A 21271-nucleotide genomic window follows, 5' to 3' on the forward strand; every position below is an offset into this window, starting at 1 on the left:
AGCAAAAAATAAAATCTATCAGGTTCACTCCACTAACTGAAATCCCATGGGGGGAGAGATAAATATGTTCGCTTCATAAGGGGTTCCAAGCACCTTGGCTGTATTTTCCCCGACAATTAATTCAATGGGTATGAGCTTGGTTCCTTCGCCCCTGAACGTAACACTGTAGAGGATGTCGTTTACCAAAACATCGAAATCCTGAGATCTCAGGGTACCGTGATTGCCCATGGTAGCATGAACCAACACAGCAAAGTTTCGCGTTGGATCCACACAGTCCCCTTCCCGAAGAGGTTCCCCTGACTGGTATCCAAAATCCACTCCCAATGCTTCAATGATCACCTCGTCTTCCTGGGTGCACGAGGGGGCAGCTAGAATAAACGCAGCGACAAGTGCTAAATAGATCGGTTTCATACTCATGCTATTCTATAAATACCTGTTTTTCAAACGCGTCGGATCGAACTATGTACTCTCCCTGGAAAAGGCTTTCAAAAAGGACCTCTCCATTTACCATTGGTCGGGTACTAATTACCTGTCCTGCGCGAACCAGCGAAAACGATTGTCCATCCCGATTGCCGGTGATTTTTATCGCGCCTGCTTCAAGGCAGCTGAGGTTTCGCTTGTATACCAGTAAATCGCCCATCCGTTCGATTACAATGGTCCAACTTCGTAGTAGGGAGCGGTCTTCTGACCGTACCTGTATTGTTATTGGCTGTGAAAAGTCAAGTTGATTGTCACCAGAGGCTAGGGGCTGATTGTTCCAAAATACCTGTGCCCCTTCTACAGGCTCAAAAAGCAGCGTATGGGGTCCAAGCGATGTGCTATGGTCTACCCTAAAAACGATCGTCGCGTTCTCGTTGGATTTCTCCAAGGGGGGTATGCCTGACAAGGTGACCTCAGTGATAGACGCTGAGGCACGCAGGGTAGGTTGGGCAATGCTGTAGGGTTGAAGTAGGTTTCCCCGGTGGGAATTGATCCTGAACACCAACGGCTGATCTACGTCTACTACTTGATTGTTTGTGGCATCGTAGATTTTAAAGGTCATTACTTCATTATTCGAATGGCCAAAGAGTGTTAGGTAGGCTAGGTGCTCCTGATGGCTTTTTACTTCTGTTAGGCTGCTTACCCCCCGGCACTCACCGTCCACGAAGGCGGCCACCTTATTCCCGAGCCCCTCGAGGGTTCTCCCGTCTAGGTTGAGGAATGCCACGAGCGACATGGTATGCTCAAAATCCTGCTCTGCGACGTTCCAATCAGGGCTTTGTGCCAGGCATGGAATCCACAGCCATATGGTTACAAGTAAGCTGGTCAGCGGTTTCATCTGTCTATAATTGATTTTTAGTTGCTATATCTTGTGACCCCTTTTTCATTTTTTTCTTGGTAGGATGGTATTACTGTCTGATTATTTTTTTATGGTACACATTTCCGTCTACCTGCAATCTGAGCATATAAACTCCACTGGATATTGATGGCTGGAATTCAACGCGATTGTTACCTATTTGGGCATCGAATTGTCTTTCCTCGATCTTTCGTCCATCAATGGTAAACAGCTCGATCACCGTGCGCTGAACCTCCCTAGCTGGAAATCGCAGCTCAAACCCTCGCGTGAATGGGTTGGGGAAAACAGCGAGTTCGCGGTCTGCAAGGTGTAGAACTAAAGGTTGTGTCAATGTGCCAAGCAACGTATTCCCTTCAAAATCGAAGCTGCTGTTGGTCTGATGTTCTTCATTCCCCTTTGCCACGTAAAAGGTGAGCGTTTCTTTTTCGTCTCCATAAATGGTTAGGAACGCAAGGGATTTTCCATGTTGTTCGATTGGGATGGCCTCGCCCCGCAGCTTACCTTTCAGATCGTACACCCGTGCGCTTTTGTAGCTCTCCGGTAGCTGCACGATGGCGTTCATCGTCTCAGGAAGCTGTGCCCATGCCTGGGGGATTGCTTCTTCTTCGTAAACTTCCAATGATTCCGGCAGGTCCGTCAGTGTTCGCTGATTCCCATGGAAGATGGATGGATAGGTAAAGCGCTGACCGTTGCTCGCTTGTAGCATGTATCCTCTGCCGGCGCGAAGGAACGTTAGGTTTCCACTCCAGCCGTTTCGGGAGTCGTATATGGCAAATTGTGTCTGTGATTTGATCAAATCTCCTTCCTGAGCTTGGAAGGTAGCCAATGCCTCCCTTACCGGTGTGTTTTGTCCCAAGGGGTAGGGAAACCAATTCCAGTTTGGCTGTATGATGAAGTTCCACGTTGACAGATCAACCGGTTTGCCTCGAAGCGGCAAGGTCTGTGCTTCCTGTAGATATACTTTGTACATTCGGTCGGCCCGAATCCCACCATTAGCACTTACAGTACCCGCCCATGTGCTGTTGGATGGATTGATTTCATCCCTGAAGTAGGTTTCGAGCAAAGCAGGTGAATGGCTTTGGATCCGGTCATCGGTGTGCAGATTCATTTCGGCCGTAAGTCCGTTGAGATTTCCAAAAAGCGGATCATGCACGCGTGAACTTATCCAAGTCCAGCCGCTGTTGAGCGGGATGGTTTGTTCCATTGCGTCGGTATTGGCGAATATCGCCGGCGACTGGAGGCTGCCTACGACCTGATTGAGGGCAAAGGGAAAGCTAAGTTGTTCGTCCAGGGTAGCCTCGTATATATTGCCCCGGTTAGCACTCCAGATTTTAAAATTTAGGGGCTCATCAAAGAGTTCGTTGCTGTAAACGGTGAGAAAGGCAAAGTATTCGTCGTAGGCGGGGTCGTAATCCAATGAGGCTGTTCCGCGCAATTCTCCCTGGTAGAAGGCCGCTACCCGGTCCATTTCGTCCCGGCTGAATACATCATGCAGTTTAATCCTGCCTATGAAGGTCATTGTATAATCAAAGCTAGCCTCGTCTATTTCCCAACCAGGACTTTCGGGGAGTATGCGAAGATTCAATACTTGAGTCTGTGCAAAGCCGAAATCTGTATCCAGAGCCATGTTTTCCGTATATATTCCGGGTGTCATTTCCGGCGCAATGGTAGCTTGTATCGTTACCTGTCCCATAGGGGCCAAGGTTCCGGAAGTTCTACTAAGGCTTAGCCACCTAGGAATGCCGCTAAAGCGGTAAGGTTGGGGCGTACCTCCCCGATTCTGAACGACAAGGTTTAGCTGTAGACCTTGATCTACATTTTTCACGAGGTCTACAGGCTCAGCATGCCCTTCTACGAACCAGTTCACCGCATTCTTTTGCACATAGGCGGTCCAGGTGATGGGGGACTGCTGTTGATTGTTGGCACCGTCAAACATACGGTGAACGGTAATGTCCAATACCTGTCCTTCGATTTCAGCCCATCGATTGATTACAGGTTCCAAGATCATCTCATCTCCGTTTATGACCTGATTTACCTGAAACCTCACGATACTTCTAGCCGGCTTAATGGGAGGGCCGTCCGCAGAGTAATTTACGTTTCCCTGGCTTAAGAGGGCAGGGGTGGAAATAACGGTATTGTTACTGAACGCATGGAAATACCGTGGGCCGTTGTTGTTCAAGGGATCGGGCGCATTCATCCTTGCGTAAAGCAGCAACCCAATAGATCCTTCCTCGATTTCAAAATACCGATCCCGATCAATTTGCTCTACATTGCGTAGGGTGTTCCATACCCGTAGCTCATCCACCTGCCCGGTAAAGGGGCGGTCAACGGTCTCCGATCCATCGATACCCAAGGTTCCTCGGGCACCGATCCAGATTCGGTTGCCGGAGAAGCCCCCGATGCCGGTGGAAAGGTGGGCAGAAACCTCCCTTGCGTCGATCAATGTTCGTAAATTGCCCGAGCGGTTTAGCAAAAGCGTGATATGATGCCAGGTGTCGTCTGCGATCGAGGTAGTCGTAAGGGGAAGGTTAAGTCCTTCGCTTGCAAAAAACAGCCGCCCTTCCGAATCCATGTTAATGGCCCACTTGTTTGCGTAGCCGTTGCTTTGCACAGGTTCACTCCCGTCACCTCTTCCATTGGAAAAAAGGGTGCTTTCCTGTGTCGTGGAGGTTTTTACCCAAAAGGAAATCGTAGCGTCCATGGTCGGGGTCAATTGTACAAATCCTACGTTATCCAAGGTCATGTACTGTCCATTTTGGAAGTGGTATGCCGTGCCTTTTGGATGTATATCCCAACCGGTTTCTACCCGCGCATGCTTGAATCTCGCAAGGTCGTGTGCGACCGTCCCCCTGCCTTCATCCAGCGGCCAATAACCCACTAGGCCGGCTTCATTTCCCAGCAGTTTGTTGAACCTATTGGCAAAGGCTTCCTGGAGTGAAAGTGCCCTACGCCATCTTTTGAGGGAGTGGATATTTCCGACAAAGCTGTTTCCTCCTACGATGATGGGGTTATCGGAGGCAATACTGCTTCCTAGCGCTATTTTGCCCGATGCGACTACCTTGCTTTCTTCGTAGATTTTGAGGTCCCCATTGCTGTTGTCGTGGGTGAAGGTATAGTGATGAAACAGACCGTCGTTGGAAATTGAACCTTTGACCGTGGTATTCCCAAGGGTAAAGGCCAGTAGTCCATTTTCGAATCTGATCTCCAGACCACCATCTTGGTAAAACAGGGTGGCATTGGGTGACGTGGTGGCGTTGTTCATCCAAAACTCAAGCGTTAAATCTTCATCGAGGATTTGGGGCTTTTCGAGAATCATAACATTCCCCTGCCCTTGGAACCGAAGCGACACATCGTTGTTGACAGGAAGTTGATTGGTCTGTCCCTTGATTTCCACTAACGAGACGGCATTGTTGTAGAACACTGGTTCGTTGAACCTAACCTTTAGGTCTGATCCTATCGATAGAATGCCATCCGTGGGAGAAGGGGTGCCGAAGCGCAGTGGGGCATTTAGATCTACGCGGCCATTGATGACATCAGAAGTAAACTCGGTATTGTTGGTGCAGGTACTACGGGCTCTTATTTCATAGGAACCATCGGAAAGGCCTCTCTCTGCAATGTCGAAGGCAAAGGTTAAGTTCGGGGTGGAAATTAGGCTGATATTTGGTCTGTTTGCTGCCTGTGCCCCTTCATAACTTTCCGCTAGGTTATAGTAAGTGTGTAGCCGAGTCCAGGTAGGAAACCCTACAGGACGATATTCCAGGTCTATCCGCTCAAATCCACTGAAGTTTCGGTTGTATTCACCAAGGTTGATAAGTAGTGGATTGCTGCTTCCGTCTGGATTAAAGGCAGTTTCCCTGTTAAATGTCCAATTTTCGAGCGGAGAAGATATGGTCACCTGCGAGCAGGAGGGGACAAATTGGGCGGAGATAAACAGCTCATCATACGTGTTTACCGGATCGCAAAGCGACTGTAGGACCACTTTGATATCCCGGTAGTCGTAGACATCCGTGATGGACTTGCCGAGCGTAAGTGCGTATTCTACCCGTTGCCCGTAGGGTACAAAAACCACGGTACCGTTTTGGTTTAGGTTGAAAAGGGCGTTGTTGGGATTGGTGGTATTGTCGACGATGAGTTCAAAATAGCTGTCTATGCCCGCGGCACTGTTGTTTTCGAGGATGAGTTTGAATTCCGCATTTCTGGTCTCCGGAATGTTGGCAAGATCGGCTATTTCTACGCTAATCTGTGGCCGTTCTATTGCGCGGGTTGCAAAACTTAAGGGTTCTCGATCCTCGGCAGGAAGTGGGTTAAATTGGTTTTTTGCCGGACTATGATCCCGGTGCCGGTAAAAAAGGGATCTTTCCTCGCCTTCATACGGACAGGACGTGTTGCCTCCCAATGTGGTAAACACCGGGCCATTGCCGTCAAAACTATTGACAACGTTTACGCTCAACACATTTCCGATGTTGTTGTCCTTGAGAGTGAAGGAGACCTTGGCGGTTTCTTCCTCTTCGATGCCAAAATCTGCGGTCAGATTCTGGGATGCAAAACCCCGGGTAGTAGCGATGATACCAGCCCCTTGAATCAAGCCTCCAAGGTTGACCTCGATGCTTTCGTCGAATTGCAGTTCATACACGAATTGTCTTTGCTTGATCAAGTCTGTTTCCACACTTCTGGTTATCTCTCCCGATCCACTATCGAAGGAAATGTTGACCCGATGGTTGTTTTCCACGAGACCTCTAAGCTTTTCTGCTTCCCTTAACTTTCTTTCCAATCGAACCTTAAAGTCAAAAGGGGCACTCTGACCACCTATTCCTACGCTTGATCGCCGAATCAATGAGTCCAGCTTGGATATATTTTGGTTTACAGCAATCATGGCCTCGGCTTTTAGGGCATCTGTTTCATTTAAGGCCCTGTATTTGGTGCGTTCATTGTCATAGATGAATTTTCGCCAGGTGTTTATCTGGCTTACGTAATAGCTTCGGGATTTGACACCGGTGCTGTTTTCTGTGATAATACCGTTGTCAATATTGGAAATAATCAGTTCGAGTTCCGGAATCAGGGTATTGACGATATGGTGTTGGCTGTACACGAAGAAGGTGCTGGAGGGTACTGCATTGAAGTACATCGCTTTTTGCTTGCTGATGAACACCTTTTCCCCCTCAACATTTGTGAATTCGAGAAAGGGTGAGTCTCCGACGGGTGTCAGCGATGGCTGAACATCATCGTAGGTTCCATAAAAGATGTTTTCCGCCTGCCCTATATAGAGGTCTCCATCGGCACCTACAAAGCGGGGATCATCGCTAGTAGAGATGGTTTGGTTAAAGGTATAGGTCTTTGTCAGACTGGCTCCATCACTGGAATACGTGTCCACCTGGAAACCAAAATCTAAGCTGTTAATTGTTTCTGCGGTAATGACCGGACCAGCGAGTCCGCCGCCGGCCTGAAACTCGATTCCGCCTCTTATCTTGATATTTTGGGCAACCCCTATGCCAAAGTTATTGTCGTACGAAGTCACCATGGTAATTCGTTGGCCGGACTCGATGGTAGCAGAACTGTTTGATCCTGGTGGATCCCTAAGTATGATATCCGGCTTTTTGGGGGGCTCGGTAAAAAAAGTTTGGCTTCCATCTGATACTCCTCCGAGGATGATACCCTCTGTTTCGTAGTTTTCTGCTGCGTAGTCAACGCCATTCACTCTGTATACGATGTTTATGGATCGGGTGAACGGCGGCGCAATCGAAGGCAACCCGGCCTTAAAACTATAAATAATGGTACTAGGATCCATTTCGTCCCGTTTGATGGTTTCGGAGTTTTCTAAAGCTAGGTTGTTGTTTACGATCAACTCCCCGTCGATCGTGGGAACCCGGTATTCGATCGGGTCATCTCCATCGTAGTTGGTGTATGTCTCATAGGTTTGGAGAATGATCGAGTAGTTGTTGTTGAAATTAGGGTTGAACTGACTGTAAATGGGAATGGAAAAACCCTCCGTGCTTATAACCGTTGAATCATTTATAGCGATTTCTTTATCCCATTCTTGGTCAACCACCGAAAGGATAGGATTTGTGCGATAGATAAAGCTTTTTTCGTACTGGTAGGGATCTCCCATTATGGTACTTCCATCTCCCAATACAAATTCCGGAACAATCCCTTCTCTGATCTGCTCAAAATTCACCTCTTCATTTGCTTCCAGCAGCGAAATAGAAGGATTTGAAGGTATCCGCAGGCCGGTCAGTTGGTTGATCTGATAGGCGAGGGGCAATGCACTTATCCGATATTCACCGGTTTCCGGGTGGGTTTTGAAGCGCATGCGGGTTTCTTCCGTCGGATTGCTTCCCCCCGGAAAGTGATCCAGCGCCAATTCGGCTTGGCCGATGGTGTTGGTAGTACTTAGTTGGATTTCCCTTTCAAACCCCTGTGAATCAATAAAGACTTCTTTACGGATGCCTTGGTCACCAAAGCCTACGGGTTTTTCGGCTTCCACGCTGCCTCCCACAACTTTGCCCACCACGGTGACTCGGGTCGTGTCGATAAAGTAGATCGTTTCCGTGGCGTCTTCAAAAAACTCCTTGAACACACCCTCATCGGCTGGATACCTACCGTCAAACAAGAAATAGTGACCGGCCTTTTCCACTGAAATGGCATGGTCTCCAATCGGAACCCTGATTTCAAACTCGCCCTGTTGATTGGGTTTTACCGGGCGGTTATTGGGCCCCATAACGATCCTTCCATCTATCAGAATGCTGAAATCCTGGGGACTTACCAACGCAAATTCCTCCAAATAGTCATCGTCTGAATCATCCGGTGTACCGTTGTCGTTGTACCAATACCTTCCTTTGGGGTACTTTAGCCCCCCTTTTTCGAAATAGTTGTATCCTTCATCTACGATTCCCGGGTTGGTCACATACTCGATCCCATCGTTGAGGTTTTCAAAGCTGCCTCCATTTGTTTCTACAAAGGAGGGGAAGACCCCTCTGGTGTCGTAAAGCACCCTTCCTCGGAAAATAAATGAGCTGATGTCCTTGAAATCGATGCGATTTACTACTTCAGAACCTCTCCCCAGAAATACCATCTGCTGTCCGGGTTCGAATCTGTGTTGACCAAAGACCGGTGTGATATTGAATGATTCACCGGTACCGGAGTAGGCAATGGCGTTTATCTCGTAGTTCCCATTGCTGTTGGTAATACCCATAATCCCCAATTGGTCACTGTTTGGGATATTGCCGCTGCCACTTACCCAAAATGGACGCTGCGATTCCGGTGTGACGTCCGTATATAGGCGTATATCATTTTTGTTGTAATCAAACCCAGTCCTTGAAAGATCGTAGGCAAATTGTCCCGTACCTTCGTTGGCTCGGATGTAAGCGACTAGAGACCGATCGTTGCCTCCGATATATCGTTTGTAATCTTGTCGAATTCTGGCTGAATCGAGGCGGTTTTCCCGGTTGTCCCAGACCCGGATTTCATCTAGAATCAACTCGACCTCTCCGCCCATTCGGATGTCCTGCCACTTAACTTGGTTCCCTCCACGATCCAGTACCACGGGACTCCTGTTTAAGCTGATCTGCATGGGAGCCTGGGCATAGGTTGTATCCAACAGCCGTTCTGCTGTGTTTACCAGGGTCAGGTAGTCACTCCCTATTTTTCGGCCGTTCAGGTATAATTCCGGATCTTCATTTTCCCTCAGCGAAATGGTAAAGTGGGTGAACAGATTCGAAAAATTTGCTACAGGAATGAGTACGTCCGTGCCTCGTGCGTCGATTGTGCCTGAGGGTAGGTGATTGGTTATCTCAAAAGTACTGCCGTCCACTGAAATACGCAGGCTGTTGGCGGCAGCGTCAAACTCGAAGTAAGCATCCAATGTTTCGTCAAAGTATTGCATGCGAAAAAGCCTACCTCTCCCCGCATTTCCGTTGAAAAGTGGTTTTATCCAGGCCTGTACGGCCAATGCCTTCTCCAAGGGGCGGTTTACTAAATCGAGGGATAGCATCCCGTCTGCCGGAACTTGCAGGGCACTGCCTGTGCTGATAGGTGTTCCGGTCGCTTCCGCAAAAACAGTCACATCGGCTACCGGGTTTCCACCCTCAAAGGAGATGTTTCCGGTAACGGTGGCGGTAGGGGATCGGAAACCTATCCCTGTGATGAAATTGACAAAGGGCATCTCAATATCCATAATGCCTTCGGCTAGAATTTTGTATTCATAAAGTATGCCTCCTTCTGCAAATTCATCTTCAAACTCCGTGGTAGCTCCCGGTCGGTTAGAAAGAAGCTGAAAGGAACCGCTTGCTTGGTCATTATATCTCCTCCGAAAGATCTTTACACTGGTAATCTGGTCTTGGTTATTGAGAAATTCCCAGTTGAGCCTTACCTTATCCCCGAAGTAGCCTTTAGATACATCGAAGGATTCCGGCGCAAAGGTTTGATACTGGTAAAAAATGTCCCAGGGGAAACGTATATCGAAGGGGGCAAATGGCCGTTCGGATCGCTGTTTATGGACTCCCATAAAAGGAATCCCCACCTGCAGCGTATACCCTTGATTTTGGATGACCTGCGAAGCGGTTACGTTCTTCACCTGTACCCGCTGTCCATAGGCCAATCCAACACCAAAACCCGACAAAAGCAATATGAAAAAGAGCCGTTTCATGCTTTTTTCCCTACAACTTGATGATATAGTTCACCCCCATATTCATGGGCCGGGTTTCTTCTCCACCGGTTTCCGCGGTATTGCCTTCCACTTTGTGCGTGTGGGCGCCGTCCATTTGGGTGAAAAAGTTAGTCATGTCGCCTCCATTGGTGCGTATGTAGTTGTTTATGGAACGAAACGCTCCGGTGCCTATGGCCGCACCATCCGACCTAAAGTTATGCTGATGTTGTCCACCCGTGGCTTCCATATCCTCACCAGCTTCATGAGTGTGGGCACCAAGTTGATCCTCCTGCGTTTGCAGTAAGCCCGGTCCTGATCTTCCAAATGTCGGGTTTTGTCCCGTACCTCGTAAAAACATGCCCCTTAAATCGGGTACCATGGCAGTGCCGAGAAGGTTTCGCAACCGGGCCGAACCCGGTACATTCGATATATCCTGCCCCTGACACAATACCCAGCCGTGGGGGGCGGTTTCTCCTATGAAGGGCATGATCGATCCCGTGGGAACACCATTTCCGGCACTCAAGGCATAAGGAACCTGTTTGAGTTTTTCGTCGGAGATGACAGTCGGGCCTTCTTCAATCTTCAGAAAGGCTTCGTAATAGGCTAGAAGCGGGTAATGCTCCCGGTCGACCTCCAATACATAGGAAAAAACCCCAAAGGCATCCGTTTGTAGCGTTTCGTTATCGCTTAGAATGGTACGTTCGGCGTTGTCCTCCGAGATATAATAGAGCGTAAATCTAAGGGTGATGTTTTCATTGGAACGTGCATTGTTATTTGCATCCCGAGCTATTCCCTGTATGCCGATCCCCGCTTCATTGGCGATCATTTGAGAATAGGCAGCAAAAAAATGTGCTGTCAACAGTAAAATCAGTAAGGCCTTCTTCATGGTAAATCAATTGGATTACCCCGTAAATGTGGGCGTTTCGAAGTCAAAAAAGTGTTGATTTTGGGTCAAAAAATATAAGAATGGGGACATACAGTCCGGATTTTTTAACACTAAACGTTCTTGGATTTTGCGGAAATCTGCTTTCTGTGTTCCTTGGGGGTCAAGCCGTAATGTTTTTTGTAGCAGTTGGAAAAATAGCTGCTGGAGCTAAAACCTGCCCTAAAGGTAATTTCCGATATATTGAGCTCGGAAATGGACAGAAGTTTTCGCGCATATTCCAGTCTTTTTTCCTTGATGAAATCGTTGGGGTTTTTCCCGATCAGTTGGTTGGTTTTACGATAGAGACTTTTTCTGCTTAGACAAAGTGCTTCACTGAGTTGGGAGACTCCAAACTCCGGCAAGGAGATATTTTCTTTGAGTACTTCCTCCATTTTCTCCATGAATGGGTCAACGTGTTTTGTATCCAACTCTGCCGGAAGGTTTGTCAGTTTGCTGTATGGGTTGTCGGTCAAGATCCGCTTGGCAAACCAACGCCGGTAGGCTATCCAACCAGGTATGGAGACAACCATACATACGAGGAGTATCGAGATGATCGTATAGATCCAGCCCGCCGGCCGCACCTTAAATGGAATACTTATTGATCCAGCATAGTTTCCCAAGTCATCAAAAGCCCTTACCAATAATTCATCCGACCTCGACGGAAGATGGGAAATATGCAGAATTGGCTCGTGGGATTTTTCCCAATGGTCGGATGCCGATTTCCATGTGTATTCAAATAGCGTAAAGTCCATTAGGTTAAGCAGCTTTACATTCACGTTTGTGACAGATGCGTCCAATTCTATTGGGTGATTTGCCACCGGGAAGGATTGGATGGCTTCGGCATTATTGCCGTCAATGTAAAGCAGGTTTGCGGAATCCCAACCCAGCTGTTCTACTGTGTCCGGGACGAATCGGTAAAAATCAACGGGAGTGATCCGGTTTATGCCTGCTACCCCACCAAAATAGAGGGTGCCTTTTTCGTCCCTATAATGGGAAATCCGGTTGAACTCGCTGTCCGTTAGCCCATTTTGCTTGGTTAAACGAATAGCTCTACCACTTTTCGGATCAAGGACATATAATCCGTCGTCCGACGGAAGCCATAGGGAACCCCGATAATCCTCATACACCGCATGGAAGTGGTTGCTTCCCAATCCTGTCCCTTCATCCCAGATTTTCATATCACCCTCACCCGGTCGCCATTGCAACAATCCCTTTCCGTGGCTAGCCAGCCAAAAGGTGCCTACTTCATCTTCCCAGAGGTGGTAGATAGGGATTCCCTCGGTTAGGGTTTGGAGATCTTTATATTGGTGTTCAGCCGCATCGAAACCATGGGCGAAATCAAAATATTGTATCCCTGAACTGCTGCACAACAAAAGTCCGTCTTTGGCTTGGGAGATATGGTTGATTTTTGCGGTGGTATCCTTTGATTCAACAAAACGTATCTTACTTTCCAAGCTGTCCAACACCGCCAGTCCAACACTGGTGCCCAACCATAGGCGTTTCTTTTGATCCTGGAGCATACTCCATATTTCGAGGCTATTATAAGGAAAGGAATCGGACTGTGGAAGGTTGTATACCACTGGTTCACTGTCAGTATCGTAAAACCGATACAATTGTTGCCCGTCGGCCATCCAAAGTGCCGTGTCCGTGGCTGAATAAGCGGCAAGGAGGTGATTGAATTTAATTTTTGGTTGAAGTAAATTGCTATTTTGGTCTGAAAATGAGTGTTTTACTATTCCCGAATAACTATTTGCGTAAAGGCTTCCTTTCCATTCGGTAATCCCTCGAAAGCTATAGGCATTTCCCTTCGCATCTCTATCAGTAAATAGATGTTGGGAAAAGGAAAAGGTAGGCTTGATCGCGATGATGCCATCATTTGTACCTAACCAAATCTGTCCGCTCGGATCCATAACGGCACATTTGATACCTTGTGCTTTTGGGAAACTCCCCAATAACGTGGAAAAATCCAACCAGTTCTGATCCATTCCGTCAAAAAGTGAGATAGACTTTTTTTGCAAGATCCAAGTTAAATGAGCACGGGGAAACGGAAAGGCAAAAATGGCATTTTCGAGGATGGGGTCGATAGCCCTAGGTATTAAACTCGGTTGAGTCGGGAAAAAGCAGTCGGAAGCGGCTATATTTTTGGATGTAAGATCTATGTCCACGGATGCAACTTGAAATTGATTTCCTACTTGTTGGGCAAATTCCGAAGGGGGTACCCGTACGGCGTTGCCTTTGCGATCGAGTCGGTATATCTCGCCGCTGATGGTCTTTATAAATAAATATTCAGGAGTTGGCTTTAGGTGGGTGATTGGTGTCAGTAATGGCGAGCTGAAAACCTTGGTTATCGTTCCCTCGGCAAAAATAAAGATATTTTCCTCTTCTGTTACCAATGCAAATTCCCCCGCCTCCGATGGTATCAATGCGCGAATTGATTTTGGGAAGACTTCGCCCATTTTTACGGGTTGCAGGTGAATGCTTCCATGGGATAGGGAGTAAAGACGCCGCTGTTTTAGGGGATCTGTTCCGACCGCATATACCTTTCCTTTTTCGTCGAAGGCGAGGCTGGTAAAGTTGATGGACTTAGGTTCCGCGTTTGTGGGCATGAAAGCTTTAAAGTCGGTACCGTCAAAGCGAACCAGCGCGCCAAGGGTAGCCAGCCAAAGGTAGCCGTCATCTGATAAATGCATCTCATTAACCATTGGAGTCAGCAATCCTTCGTCGTTAGAGAAGTGCCTAACCTTTACACCAATGTCTTGGGAATAAGCAGATTGGAAAACAAGTAGAACCAATCCTAAAATGATCCAAAAACATTTCCTTCCCTGATTATGGTAAAAATGACTGGTATGCATGGTATTAATCGCCTGGTTGTCTGACCAATGGCAAATCAAGGTACGCAATTACATAGAATATTTCAAATTAAAAAAATGGAATTGCAACGAAAAAGGGTTATTTATTAGAATAATTGGTTGTGACCAATGCTGAATTCTAGATCGATGTAAGAAAGTATGTTGAGGTGCTGGCTGACAGGTTGTAGACAATTTAATTTGGATAATTTCAATCCGCCAACTCAAACCCTTTGGATCTCCAAGTCTGTAGGGTTCCGGCTTCGTTGAATACGATCATCCCCTCCAGGGTGGGGTCTGAAGTGATAAGGTGCTGCGATTCCTCTAAGCTGAGGATCATGCAGATGGTGGCCAGGGCATCCGCCTGTGTGCAGGTGGGGGCTTTGATGTGGGCAGATAGGATCTTGTTTTCAATGGGCCTCCCAGTACGGGGATCCAGCAGGTGAGAGTGCTTGAAGCCCCGTTCATCTACGTAAAACTTTTCGAAGTTGCCGCTACTGCTGTAGGCCCTGTTGGTAAGCTTCGTTTCTTTGATCAGGGTTTTGGATGCGTCGGTGCCCTCCGGATTGGTGATGACCAGTCGGTGGTTCCTGTTTCCTGGGCCTTTTCCGTAGGAAATGGCGTCTGTTCCAAATTCGATCTGAAAATGCCTTACATCCCGGCTCAGTAAAAAATCCGACAAATGGTCGATCAGATACCCCTTGTCGATATAGCTCAGGTTGATCATAACGCCCTCTTTTTTGGCCTTTGCGTAATCCGGCGTCAGCTCGAAGTTTTCCGGCTGGCATAGGGCTATCAATTCGGCGATTCGTTCATCCGTTATCAGGCGTTTGTTTGAAAAATCCTGTCCCCATGCGGTTATCAGTGGCAAGATAAAATGGTTAACAGCCCCTTGGTAGGTATCAGAATAGCGTTGGGATTCCAGCAAGGCTTGGTAGAGGACGGGCGTTTTAAACTCCACAAAGCCGTTGCGGTTAAACAGGGAGATTTCAGCGTCGGGGCGTTGGTAATTGAGGGTTTGGTCGAATACAAGGATGATAGAGTCCAGACTGTTTTCCAATTCGGCATCTCCCAGATAGGACAGGGAATAAAAAACCCCCAGAGCCCGTCCTTCCATAAAGAAGTAGCTCCCTGAGTCTTGGGTAGTCATTTTCCAGGCTATCGTCGCAGATAAGGCGAAGGCCAAGCCAAGAATGACCCAGTTTTTTGTTTTGGATGCCATAGCGCTGCTTTTTTACCGGTCCTAATCGAGGAGGACGAACTAGACGATGCGATCTCTGAAGGCCTTTGCAACTGCTTCCGACTTAGAGTTTACGTGTAGTTTGTCGTAGATTTTTTTGATATGGCTCCGGACGGTATCCATTGCAATAAACATGTCGGATGCGATCATCTTGTAGGAGTATCCTTTGACCAGTAGCTGCAATACCTGCTTTTCCCGCTCGGAAAGGTTATAATCGTGTTCCGCGGGGATATTTATTTGGGAAAACATTTTCAAGACCTGGGCAGCCACAGAGGCGGTCATAGGCGCACCACCCGAGGCGGCTTCCTGAATATATTCCAATAGCTTGGCAGGTGAAGTTTTCTTTAACAGATAGCCATTGGCACCGTTTTGCAGGGACTCGAAGATATTTTTGTTGTCGTCAAAGACCGTCAACATCAATATGCTCACATCGGTGTTGAACTGACGGATAATTTTCAACCCCTCAATGCCATTTACCAAAGGCATATCAATATCCATCAGGATCACATCTGGCTTATAGGCTCCTACTTCGTAGGCGATGTTGGAGCAGTTTTTAAAGGCTCCGAGCACCTGAAAGCCTTCGCTGCCATCTATCAACATGGTCAGCCCCTCCCGTAGCTGAGTATTGTCCTCGTATATCATTACTTTTATCATAGCAATTTCGTATTTAGACAAATATACGTGACTTGGAACGCAGGTTCAATCACACAATGGGGTGGTATTTGGCGCCAACGGGATCCTATATCGTACGCATTAGATCTAAATTCCCACTGTCAGCAGCACTTCGGTACCCACCCCTTTCTGGGATATGATTTTTAATTCCCCACCCATGTTTTGGGCTCTTTTTTTCATATTACTGAGTCCATTGCCGGCATCCGCTTTTTCCAAGTCAAATCCTTGCCCATTATCTTTGATATATACCTGCAGTTTACCCTTTTTGAAAGAAAATCGGATATGGGCTTTGGTGCATTTGGCGTATTTTGCCAAGTTGTTAACCGACTCCTTGAATATCAGAAAAAGGTCTCTCCGCGCATCCATTGGCAATTTTACCTTGAATACTTCCTCTGCCACCTCCATCTGAAAATCGATATTTTTGGCTTCGAGGGCTTGGTTGGCAAATTCGCGCATCCGTGCAATTATCCGATCCATGCTGTCATTTTGTGGTTTGATGCTCCAGACGATGTCGTCCATGGCCTCCATCATTCGCTGACAATTGTCGGTGATTTTGGACACGTATTCGCTTGCCTTCGCGGGGTCGGTTTGGATTTTGGTTTTGGCCATCGTACTCAAGATATTGATCGTACTCAGCGTGGAGCCCATGTCATCATGAAGGTCTCGGGCAACCCGGTTTCTCACTTTGACCACCGCCAAAATCCGATTGATATGCAATCGGTACATGATGGATAGCATAAAAAGAACGGTGATGGTCAACAGCAGCCGGAACCACCAGGATTCGTGGAACGGTGGCGTGATCCGGAAAAAGAAGGAGCCAATGGTGGAGGCCATGCCTTCCTCGTTTTCGCTGCGGTATTCCAAGGTGTAGTCGCCAGGTGGCAATAGGGAATAGACCGCCATGCTGGACTGTCCGCTATACTGCCAGTCTTCGTCAATTCCAGAAAGGCGGTGAAAGTATTTTAGTTTATCCTGATTGGTGAAGGTGAGCGTACTGAAATAGAAGGTAAAGGCATTTTGATCGTGCGCAAAGGTTCGCTTGGTTTCGGAGTTCAGCGAGTCCACGAACAGGAAATGATCAAATAGCTTGATGTTGGTCAGGGAAGGCCGATCCGGTTTGATAGAACTGTTAAACTGACTGGGATTGAAGCTGACCAGTGAATGGTAGCCGGTGAATATGATTTTGCCCTCTGTGGTCAGGGTGCCTCCGTATCCGTCACGTTCCAAGGGGCCGAAACCATCTTTTTTGCCGTAGTGGGTAAAAGAGTTCTGAAAGTAGTTGTACCTGCAAATACCATTTGGTGTGTATATCCACAAAAAACCCTCCCGGTCTGCCTGCATGTGGAGGATGTCGTTGCTGATCAAGCCCTCTGAGTAGGAGAGAACCCGGTTTTCCTCAGAATTTGCATTGTAGGCATTGAGGAGGTCATACCCAAAAAAGAAAATGCTATCGTTTAACTGTAGCATTTTTTCCTGCTTGTTGGAAGATAATATCCGGTCATCCAGGTGGCGGAGCGTTTCGCCGGTTTCCCCGTCTACCACAAACACCCCATTGTTGGAAGTACAAACCCAAACCCGATTTTCCTTATCCACTGTATGGGCAAAAGAAAACCCATGAAACTCTCGGATCAGTTCAAATGAGCTGTTTTCGAGTGGCTGCCCTGCTCGGTACCGGATCAGATCTCCCCGCTGGGTAGTGAACCAAATATTGCCCCAACCATCCTGCGATATGCTGCGGATAGTTGCGTTTCTGAATATCGGCAGTGTCAAGTTTTGCAGTTGCTTTGATTCGGGATCCACCACTTGCAGGATGCCCAGTTGTGCCCCTATCCAAACCAGCCCCGTGTTTCGTTCCTGCAACAAACACCACGGCTGTTTGTAGGCCGTACTGTCTGGCAGGTTGTGGTACAGGTTTGGCCCTTGGATTTCGTTCAAATCCTCGTCCAGAAATACGAGGCCCCGTCCCCAACTACCGATCCAATATTCCTTTTTGGAAGCGTTCTTCAAGTGGATTTCGCTGATTGACAAGAAAAGGTGCTGGGGTTCTCCCTCATTGAATTCCCGGTAGGTGATTTCGGGCGAGTAGTTGGCGTTGTGGTAGATGCCTTCATCGGTTGCGATCCAGATGCCCCCCTCTTTGTCTTCGTACATGTGGTACACTTCTGAAAAGCTGAGCGCGGCGGTCTGGTAGGAATCAAATGCATTGTCCTCGTCTTTGTATTGGTAAAGTGTATTGACACCAAAGTACCAGCATTCCCCGGTAGCGGTTTCCAAGAGCGAAGAGGTCTCCCGGTAGACCCTGCTGGGAATTTGATTTAATGATTCGGATCCCGTATGGGCAGTACGGGTTTGTTCGTCGTAAGACACAAAATACTGTTCGGGATTCCAATACACCATCCGGTGGATTCGCTTGCTGTCGATGTGATAGTGGGATACCCTGCGGATGGAGGGATCGTTTAGGTAGGGCAATTGGAGGGGATTGTGTTCATTGTGGTAGATTTTTTTGTTTTTGGGGTCATACACGGCCATACCCTGCTCGCAGCCTATCCAGTAATACCCGGTTTTCGCATCTTCGAACATCGTATTGGGCTGGTAGCCGGGCGGAAGCTTGACCGGTAGGTTGTCTTCCGTAAATAGGTTGCGCAGGGGGTCGTATACGAGGAGCTTATTCCGTCTCAGCAGGACATAGATATTTCCCTTTTCATCCATCCATAGCTTTTCTCCCCGAAACCGAACTTCATTTTTTTCAAAGGGAACCGCTTGGAAACTTAGTGTAGCGGGGTTGTAGATGCCGTATGCGTCGCCATAGCGGATCCACATCCTGCCCTTTTTATCCTCCATGATCTGCCTGACGGGCTGGGCAGGCAGTTTGTGTGGCTTCTCGATGCCAAAGGTTAGAAAGTAGTTTCCGTCAAACCGCTGAAGGCCGTTGGATGTCCCTATCCACAGGTAGCCTTTTTTGTCCTGCCAGACCGCATACACGTTGTTGGAAGCCAGCCCGTCTTCTACGGTAATTCGATCGAAAAACCGTAGTGGACTGGCCGCTGAAGCCAGCACTAGCCAAAAACAAAGGAACAGAGCGCTTGTAGATTTCATTTTGTAGGATAAAAATACAACCTGATGTCGGAAATATTTCGGCAGGCTGGTTAAAATCACATGTTTATGTGGTGCAAAACTTCTCCCTTTAGCAAAAAAGAAAAAGACCGCCCTTAGGTAGAGCTGCCTCGGTGATCATTGGGTTTTAATAATAGTAATAGTTGGTGGTTTCCACGCCGCTAGGGCCAAGGGTCCTTCGCTGCCGAACGTTGTCAGAATCGGTAAACGCATATTCAAATCGATAGGTGAAGGTGGTTCCGTGTTCCTCGATCACCATTTTTTGTGGAAGTGCCGGCTGGAACACGAGGCCGGGAATGCCCTGAAAGTAAGGTAAGGGATTGGTTTTTTGCTGGTAGTCGGAGTAAGTGATTTTTTTGGTCACGACGTAGGTTGCAGGCCACTCAAAGGCATAGGTGGTGATGGTGTGTACACTTCCACTGCTGAAATAGGTGAATACGGTGTAGCCATTCATCGCTGTGGTGCCATCCGGCATGCGTCTGTGGTGTTGGATTCCCGTCAGTATCCCATCGTCTCCTACATGGTACTCGTCAAACTCCAAGACTCCGCTGGAATCCATTCGCTCAGTTCGCTTTAGCTTTCCACCCTCGTAGAAGAAAATTTGCCGATGGTTTCCGGGTTCTCCATCGATGCGAATGATTCTCTCAAAATCATCGTAAATGTACCTGTACTCTCCCTCTGTGGTTTGGTTTCTGATAGAGACCCACCCCATTTTATTGAGGTGTCCAAGGTGGGAGTATTCATAGTTTTGCCGGTGGAATCCAAAGCCTTCGGTTTCGAAATACCTCAACGAACCCGTCAATTCGTTGTCGATCAGGAGTATGGAGGTGAAAAGGTTGCTGCCCTTCACCAGTTCTCCAGTCAGGTTCCGTATCTGAAAGGTGGTCTCTTGGTTTCCATTGTAAAGGTGGTCATCCACGGGCAGTACCTTGAAGGACACTTCCGTACTTCCGAGTGCAACCGGGAGTGTCAGTTTTCCCCTTTCATCTAAGGGAGGTTCGGTCCTAAACCGATGGGTGGGCTGGTCATCGATCACGTGGATATCGATGCTGCCTGCCTTCGATGCGGGCACTGTCAGGTGGACTTTGACCTCAATTCCTTCTGATGTGTTTTCATATAGGTTGCTGTGTGGCTGGGCAAAGCCGACAGATGCTGTCTTTTCGATGGGCAGCGTATCTTGTCTCTCTCCGCAGGAAGAAAGGTTTGCCAAGAGCACCCCCGTGCAGCACGCTGCAAGTAACTTAGTCATGTTGTTCGTTGGTTTAGTTTTTGCCTATGATGGTGTTTTCCCTCGACAGGTTGCATGGGGAGTTTTTTTTAGTAGAACGAGGCTGACCTGCGTTTCTCAACCAAAATTTCGTTCTACTAAGATCTCAGGGCAAAAGCGTGTATTGTTCCAAGTATTCAGTGCCAACGTTTTTTTGGATTTCAAAAGCCAAACAGCCAAGGCCATTACCCATAACATCCACTTTAGGTATATATCGGGGCTTATCGATTTGGAAACATTGCGAGCTGTGCCTTGGCTTGTGCGATATGGCGTTGGTTGTGCACCAGCAGGAACTCGATGGCCTCGCCGGGGGTTAGGCCGACTAATGGCGAAATCGACGTGGCCACCCGTCCCTTGTTGAGGTTGGTATTGGTTGCCACGTATAGGATCTGCTGCACGGTCTCGAGAGAGTCGATAAAGGTGGCAACCGATTGGTAGGGATCCTCTCGGTGTCTTTGGGGCTGGTGTTTTTTGACGGCCTTGTATTTTTTTCCGTTTTCGCTGGGCTCCATCATGCGGATAAAGTAGGAGGCCAGCCAGGATTTTCGTACCGGCGCATTCCATTGACTTTCCGGCTCGGGTGCCAATCTTCCCTGTATGCGTGGAAGGTAATGCGCCGCATAGGTATTTAGGTGTTCCAGACACCCGGCTACCGACCATTCGCCCGATTGGGAATATAGAAGGATTTCTTCCGGGAGGTTTTGAAAAACCTCGGTGGAGGTTTGCAATTGTTCCTCCACCAAGGCTTCCATTTTGGATATCCAATCGGTCTTACTCTGCGAGTCATAGGTCAATGCTTCTGTTTTGGCCACTACTTTATGGGCCGTGAGCAATCCCAGGGCCGTAGCGAAGAGAATGGTTTCGATGAAAAGCCATTGGCTACCAAATGGTCCCAGTTCTCCTTCGATCAGGATTGTCAATACCCGTGAAAGGGCATAGAATCCCCAGAGCATAACCAGAAATCCCAATCCCTGTATCGGGTTTTTACGGGCCAAATATACCAACGTAATAAAGATGGTCAGTCCTACGCCCCCGTAGACACCCCGGATGGAACTGAACGCATCCGTATTGGAAAGGTCTACCTGTACCATATCCATCACCGCCTGGGGAGAAGCAAAAGCCATTAGGCTTACCGAAAGCAGGGCCATTCCCGAAAATAGGATGAAGTCTCTGGAGCATGTCATTAAAATTTTAGTCGTTTGCATATAAGTTGTGTTTATTTACGCTGCA

At 47.9% G+C, this 21271-nt stretch carries 10 protein-coding genes; all 10 read right to left on the minus strand.

Annotated features, from left to right (window positions below; translation table 11 throughout):
• Positions 1-24: 24 nt before the first annotated feature.
• The 10 genes from ADIS_RS05445 to ADIS_RS22635 all read right to left on the minus strand — a co-directional run bounded on the left by ADIS_RS05445 (position 25) and on the right by ADIS_RS22635 (position 21246).
• Entirely contained in the window at positions 25-411 is a 387-nt protein-coding gene (locus tag ADIS_RS05445) for a hypothetical protein (RefSeq protein WP_010853364.1), read from the minus strand.
• 7 nt (positions 412-418) lie between these two features.
• Positions 419-1318, minus strand: coding sequence for a hypothetical protein (locus tag ADIS_RS05450; protein WP_010853365.1), 900 nt, complete (start codon positions 1316-1318; stop codon positions 419-421).
• A 70-nt stretch (positions 1319-1388) separates the two neighbouring features.
• Positions 1389-9977 carry a LamG-like jellyroll fold domain-containing protein gene (locus ADIS_RS05455; RefSeq protein WP_010853366.1) on the minus strand — a complete coding sequence of 2863 codons (8589 nt, stop codon included), beginning with the start codon at positions 9975-9977 and terminating at the stop codon, positions 1389-1391.
• 10 nt (positions 9978-9987) lie between these two features.
• A complete protein-coding gene (locus ADIS_RS05460) occupies positions 9988-10863 on the minus strand; it encodes a tail fiber protein (RefSeq protein ID WP_010853367.1) in 876 nt (291 codons plus the stop codon).
• Positions 10864-10973: 110 nt separating this feature from the next.
• A complete protein-coding gene (locus tag ADIS_RS05465; protein WP_155907145.1) occupies positions 10974-13754 on the minus strand; it encodes a helix-turn-helix domain-containing protein in 2781 nt (926 codons plus the stop codon).
• A gap of 205 nt (positions 13755-13959) precedes the next feature.
• On the minus strand, positions 13960-14970 hold the full coding sequence (locus ADIS_RS05470) for an FAD:protein FMN transferase (RefSeq protein ID WP_010853369.1): 1011 nt from the start codon (positions 14968-14970) through the stop codon (positions 13960-13962).
• Positions 14971-15009: 39 nt separating this feature from the next.
• The gene (locus ADIS_RS05475) at positions 15010-15642 is read right to left on the minus strand and encodes a response regulator (protein ID WP_010853370.1); all 633 of its coding nucleotides are present in this window, start codon (positions 15640-15642) and stop codon (positions 15010-15012) included.
• Positions 15643-15747: 105 nt separating this feature from the next.
• Positions 15748-18756, minus strand: a complete 3009-nt coding sequence (locus ADIS_RS05480; RefSeq protein WP_081634869.1) for a ligand-binding sensor domain-containing protein — start codon at positions 18754-18756, stop codon at positions 15748-15750.
• Positions 18757-18901: 145 nt separating this feature from the next.
• Positions 18902-20023 (minus strand): hypothetical protein, encoded by a 1122-nt coding sequence (locus ADIS_RS05485; RefSeq protein ID WP_035804788.1) that lies wholly within the window; start codon positions 20021-20023, stop codon positions 18902-18904.
• A 239-nt stretch (positions 20024-20262) separates the two neighbouring features.
• Positions 20263-21246, minus strand: a complete 984-nt coding sequence (locus ADIS_RS22635; RefSeq protein ID WP_081634870.1) for a DUF4345 family protein — start codon at positions 21244-21246, stop codon at positions 20263-20265.
• Positions 21247-21271: the final 25 nt, after the last annotated feature.

This window comes from Lunatimonas lonarensis (genome assembly GCF_000390185.1).
GTDB lineage: Bacteria > Bacteroidota > Bacteroidia > Cytophagales > Cyclobacteriaceae > Lunatimonas > Lunatimonas lonarensis.

What these genes read in the sequence shown, in the direction of transcription:
- ADIS_RS05485 (WP_035804788.1), bottom strand. Translation starts at nt 20,023, where the DNA reads ATGACTAAGTTACTTGCAGCGTGCTGCACGGGGGTGCTCTTGGCAAAC.
- ADIS_RS05475 (WP_010853370.1), bottom strand. Translation starts at nt 15,642, where the DNA reads ATGATAAAAGTAATGATATACGAGGACAATACTCAGCTACGGGAGGGG.
- ADIS_RS05470 (WP_010853369.1), bottom strand. Translation starts at nt 14,970, where the DNA reads ATGGCATCCAAAACAAAAAACTGGGTCATTCTTGGCTTGGCCTTCGCC.
- ADIS_RS05450 (WP_010853365.1), bottom strand. Translation starts at nt 1,318, where the DNA reads ATGAAACCGCTGACCAGCTTACTTGTAACCATATGGCTGTGGATTCCA.
- ADIS_RS05455 (WP_010853366.1), bottom strand. Translation starts at nt 9,977, where the DNA reads ATGAAACGGCTCTTTTTCATATTGCTTTTGTCGGGTTTTGGTGTTGGA.
- ADIS_RS05445 (WP_010853364.1), bottom strand. Translation starts at nt 411, where the DNA reads ATGAAACCGATCTATTTAGCACTTGTCGCTGCGTTTATTCTAGCTGCC.
- ADIS_RS05460 (WP_010853367.1), bottom strand. Translation starts at nt 10,863, where the DNA reads ATGAAGAAGGCCTTACTGATTTTACTGTTGACAGCACATTTTTTTGCT.
- ADIS_RS05465 (WP_155907145.1), bottom strand. Translation starts at nt 13,754, where the DNA reads ATGCATACCAGTCATTTTTACCATAATCAGGGAAGGAAATGTTTTTGG.
- ADIS_RS22635 (WP_081634870.1), bottom strand. Translation starts at nt 21,246, where the DNA reads ATGCAAACGACTAAAATTTTAATGACATGCTCCAGAGACTTCATCCTA.
- ADIS_RS05480 (WP_081634869.1), bottom strand. Translation starts at nt 18,756, where the DNA reads ATGAAATCTACAAGCGCTCTGTTCCTTTGTTTTTGGCTAGTGCTGGCT.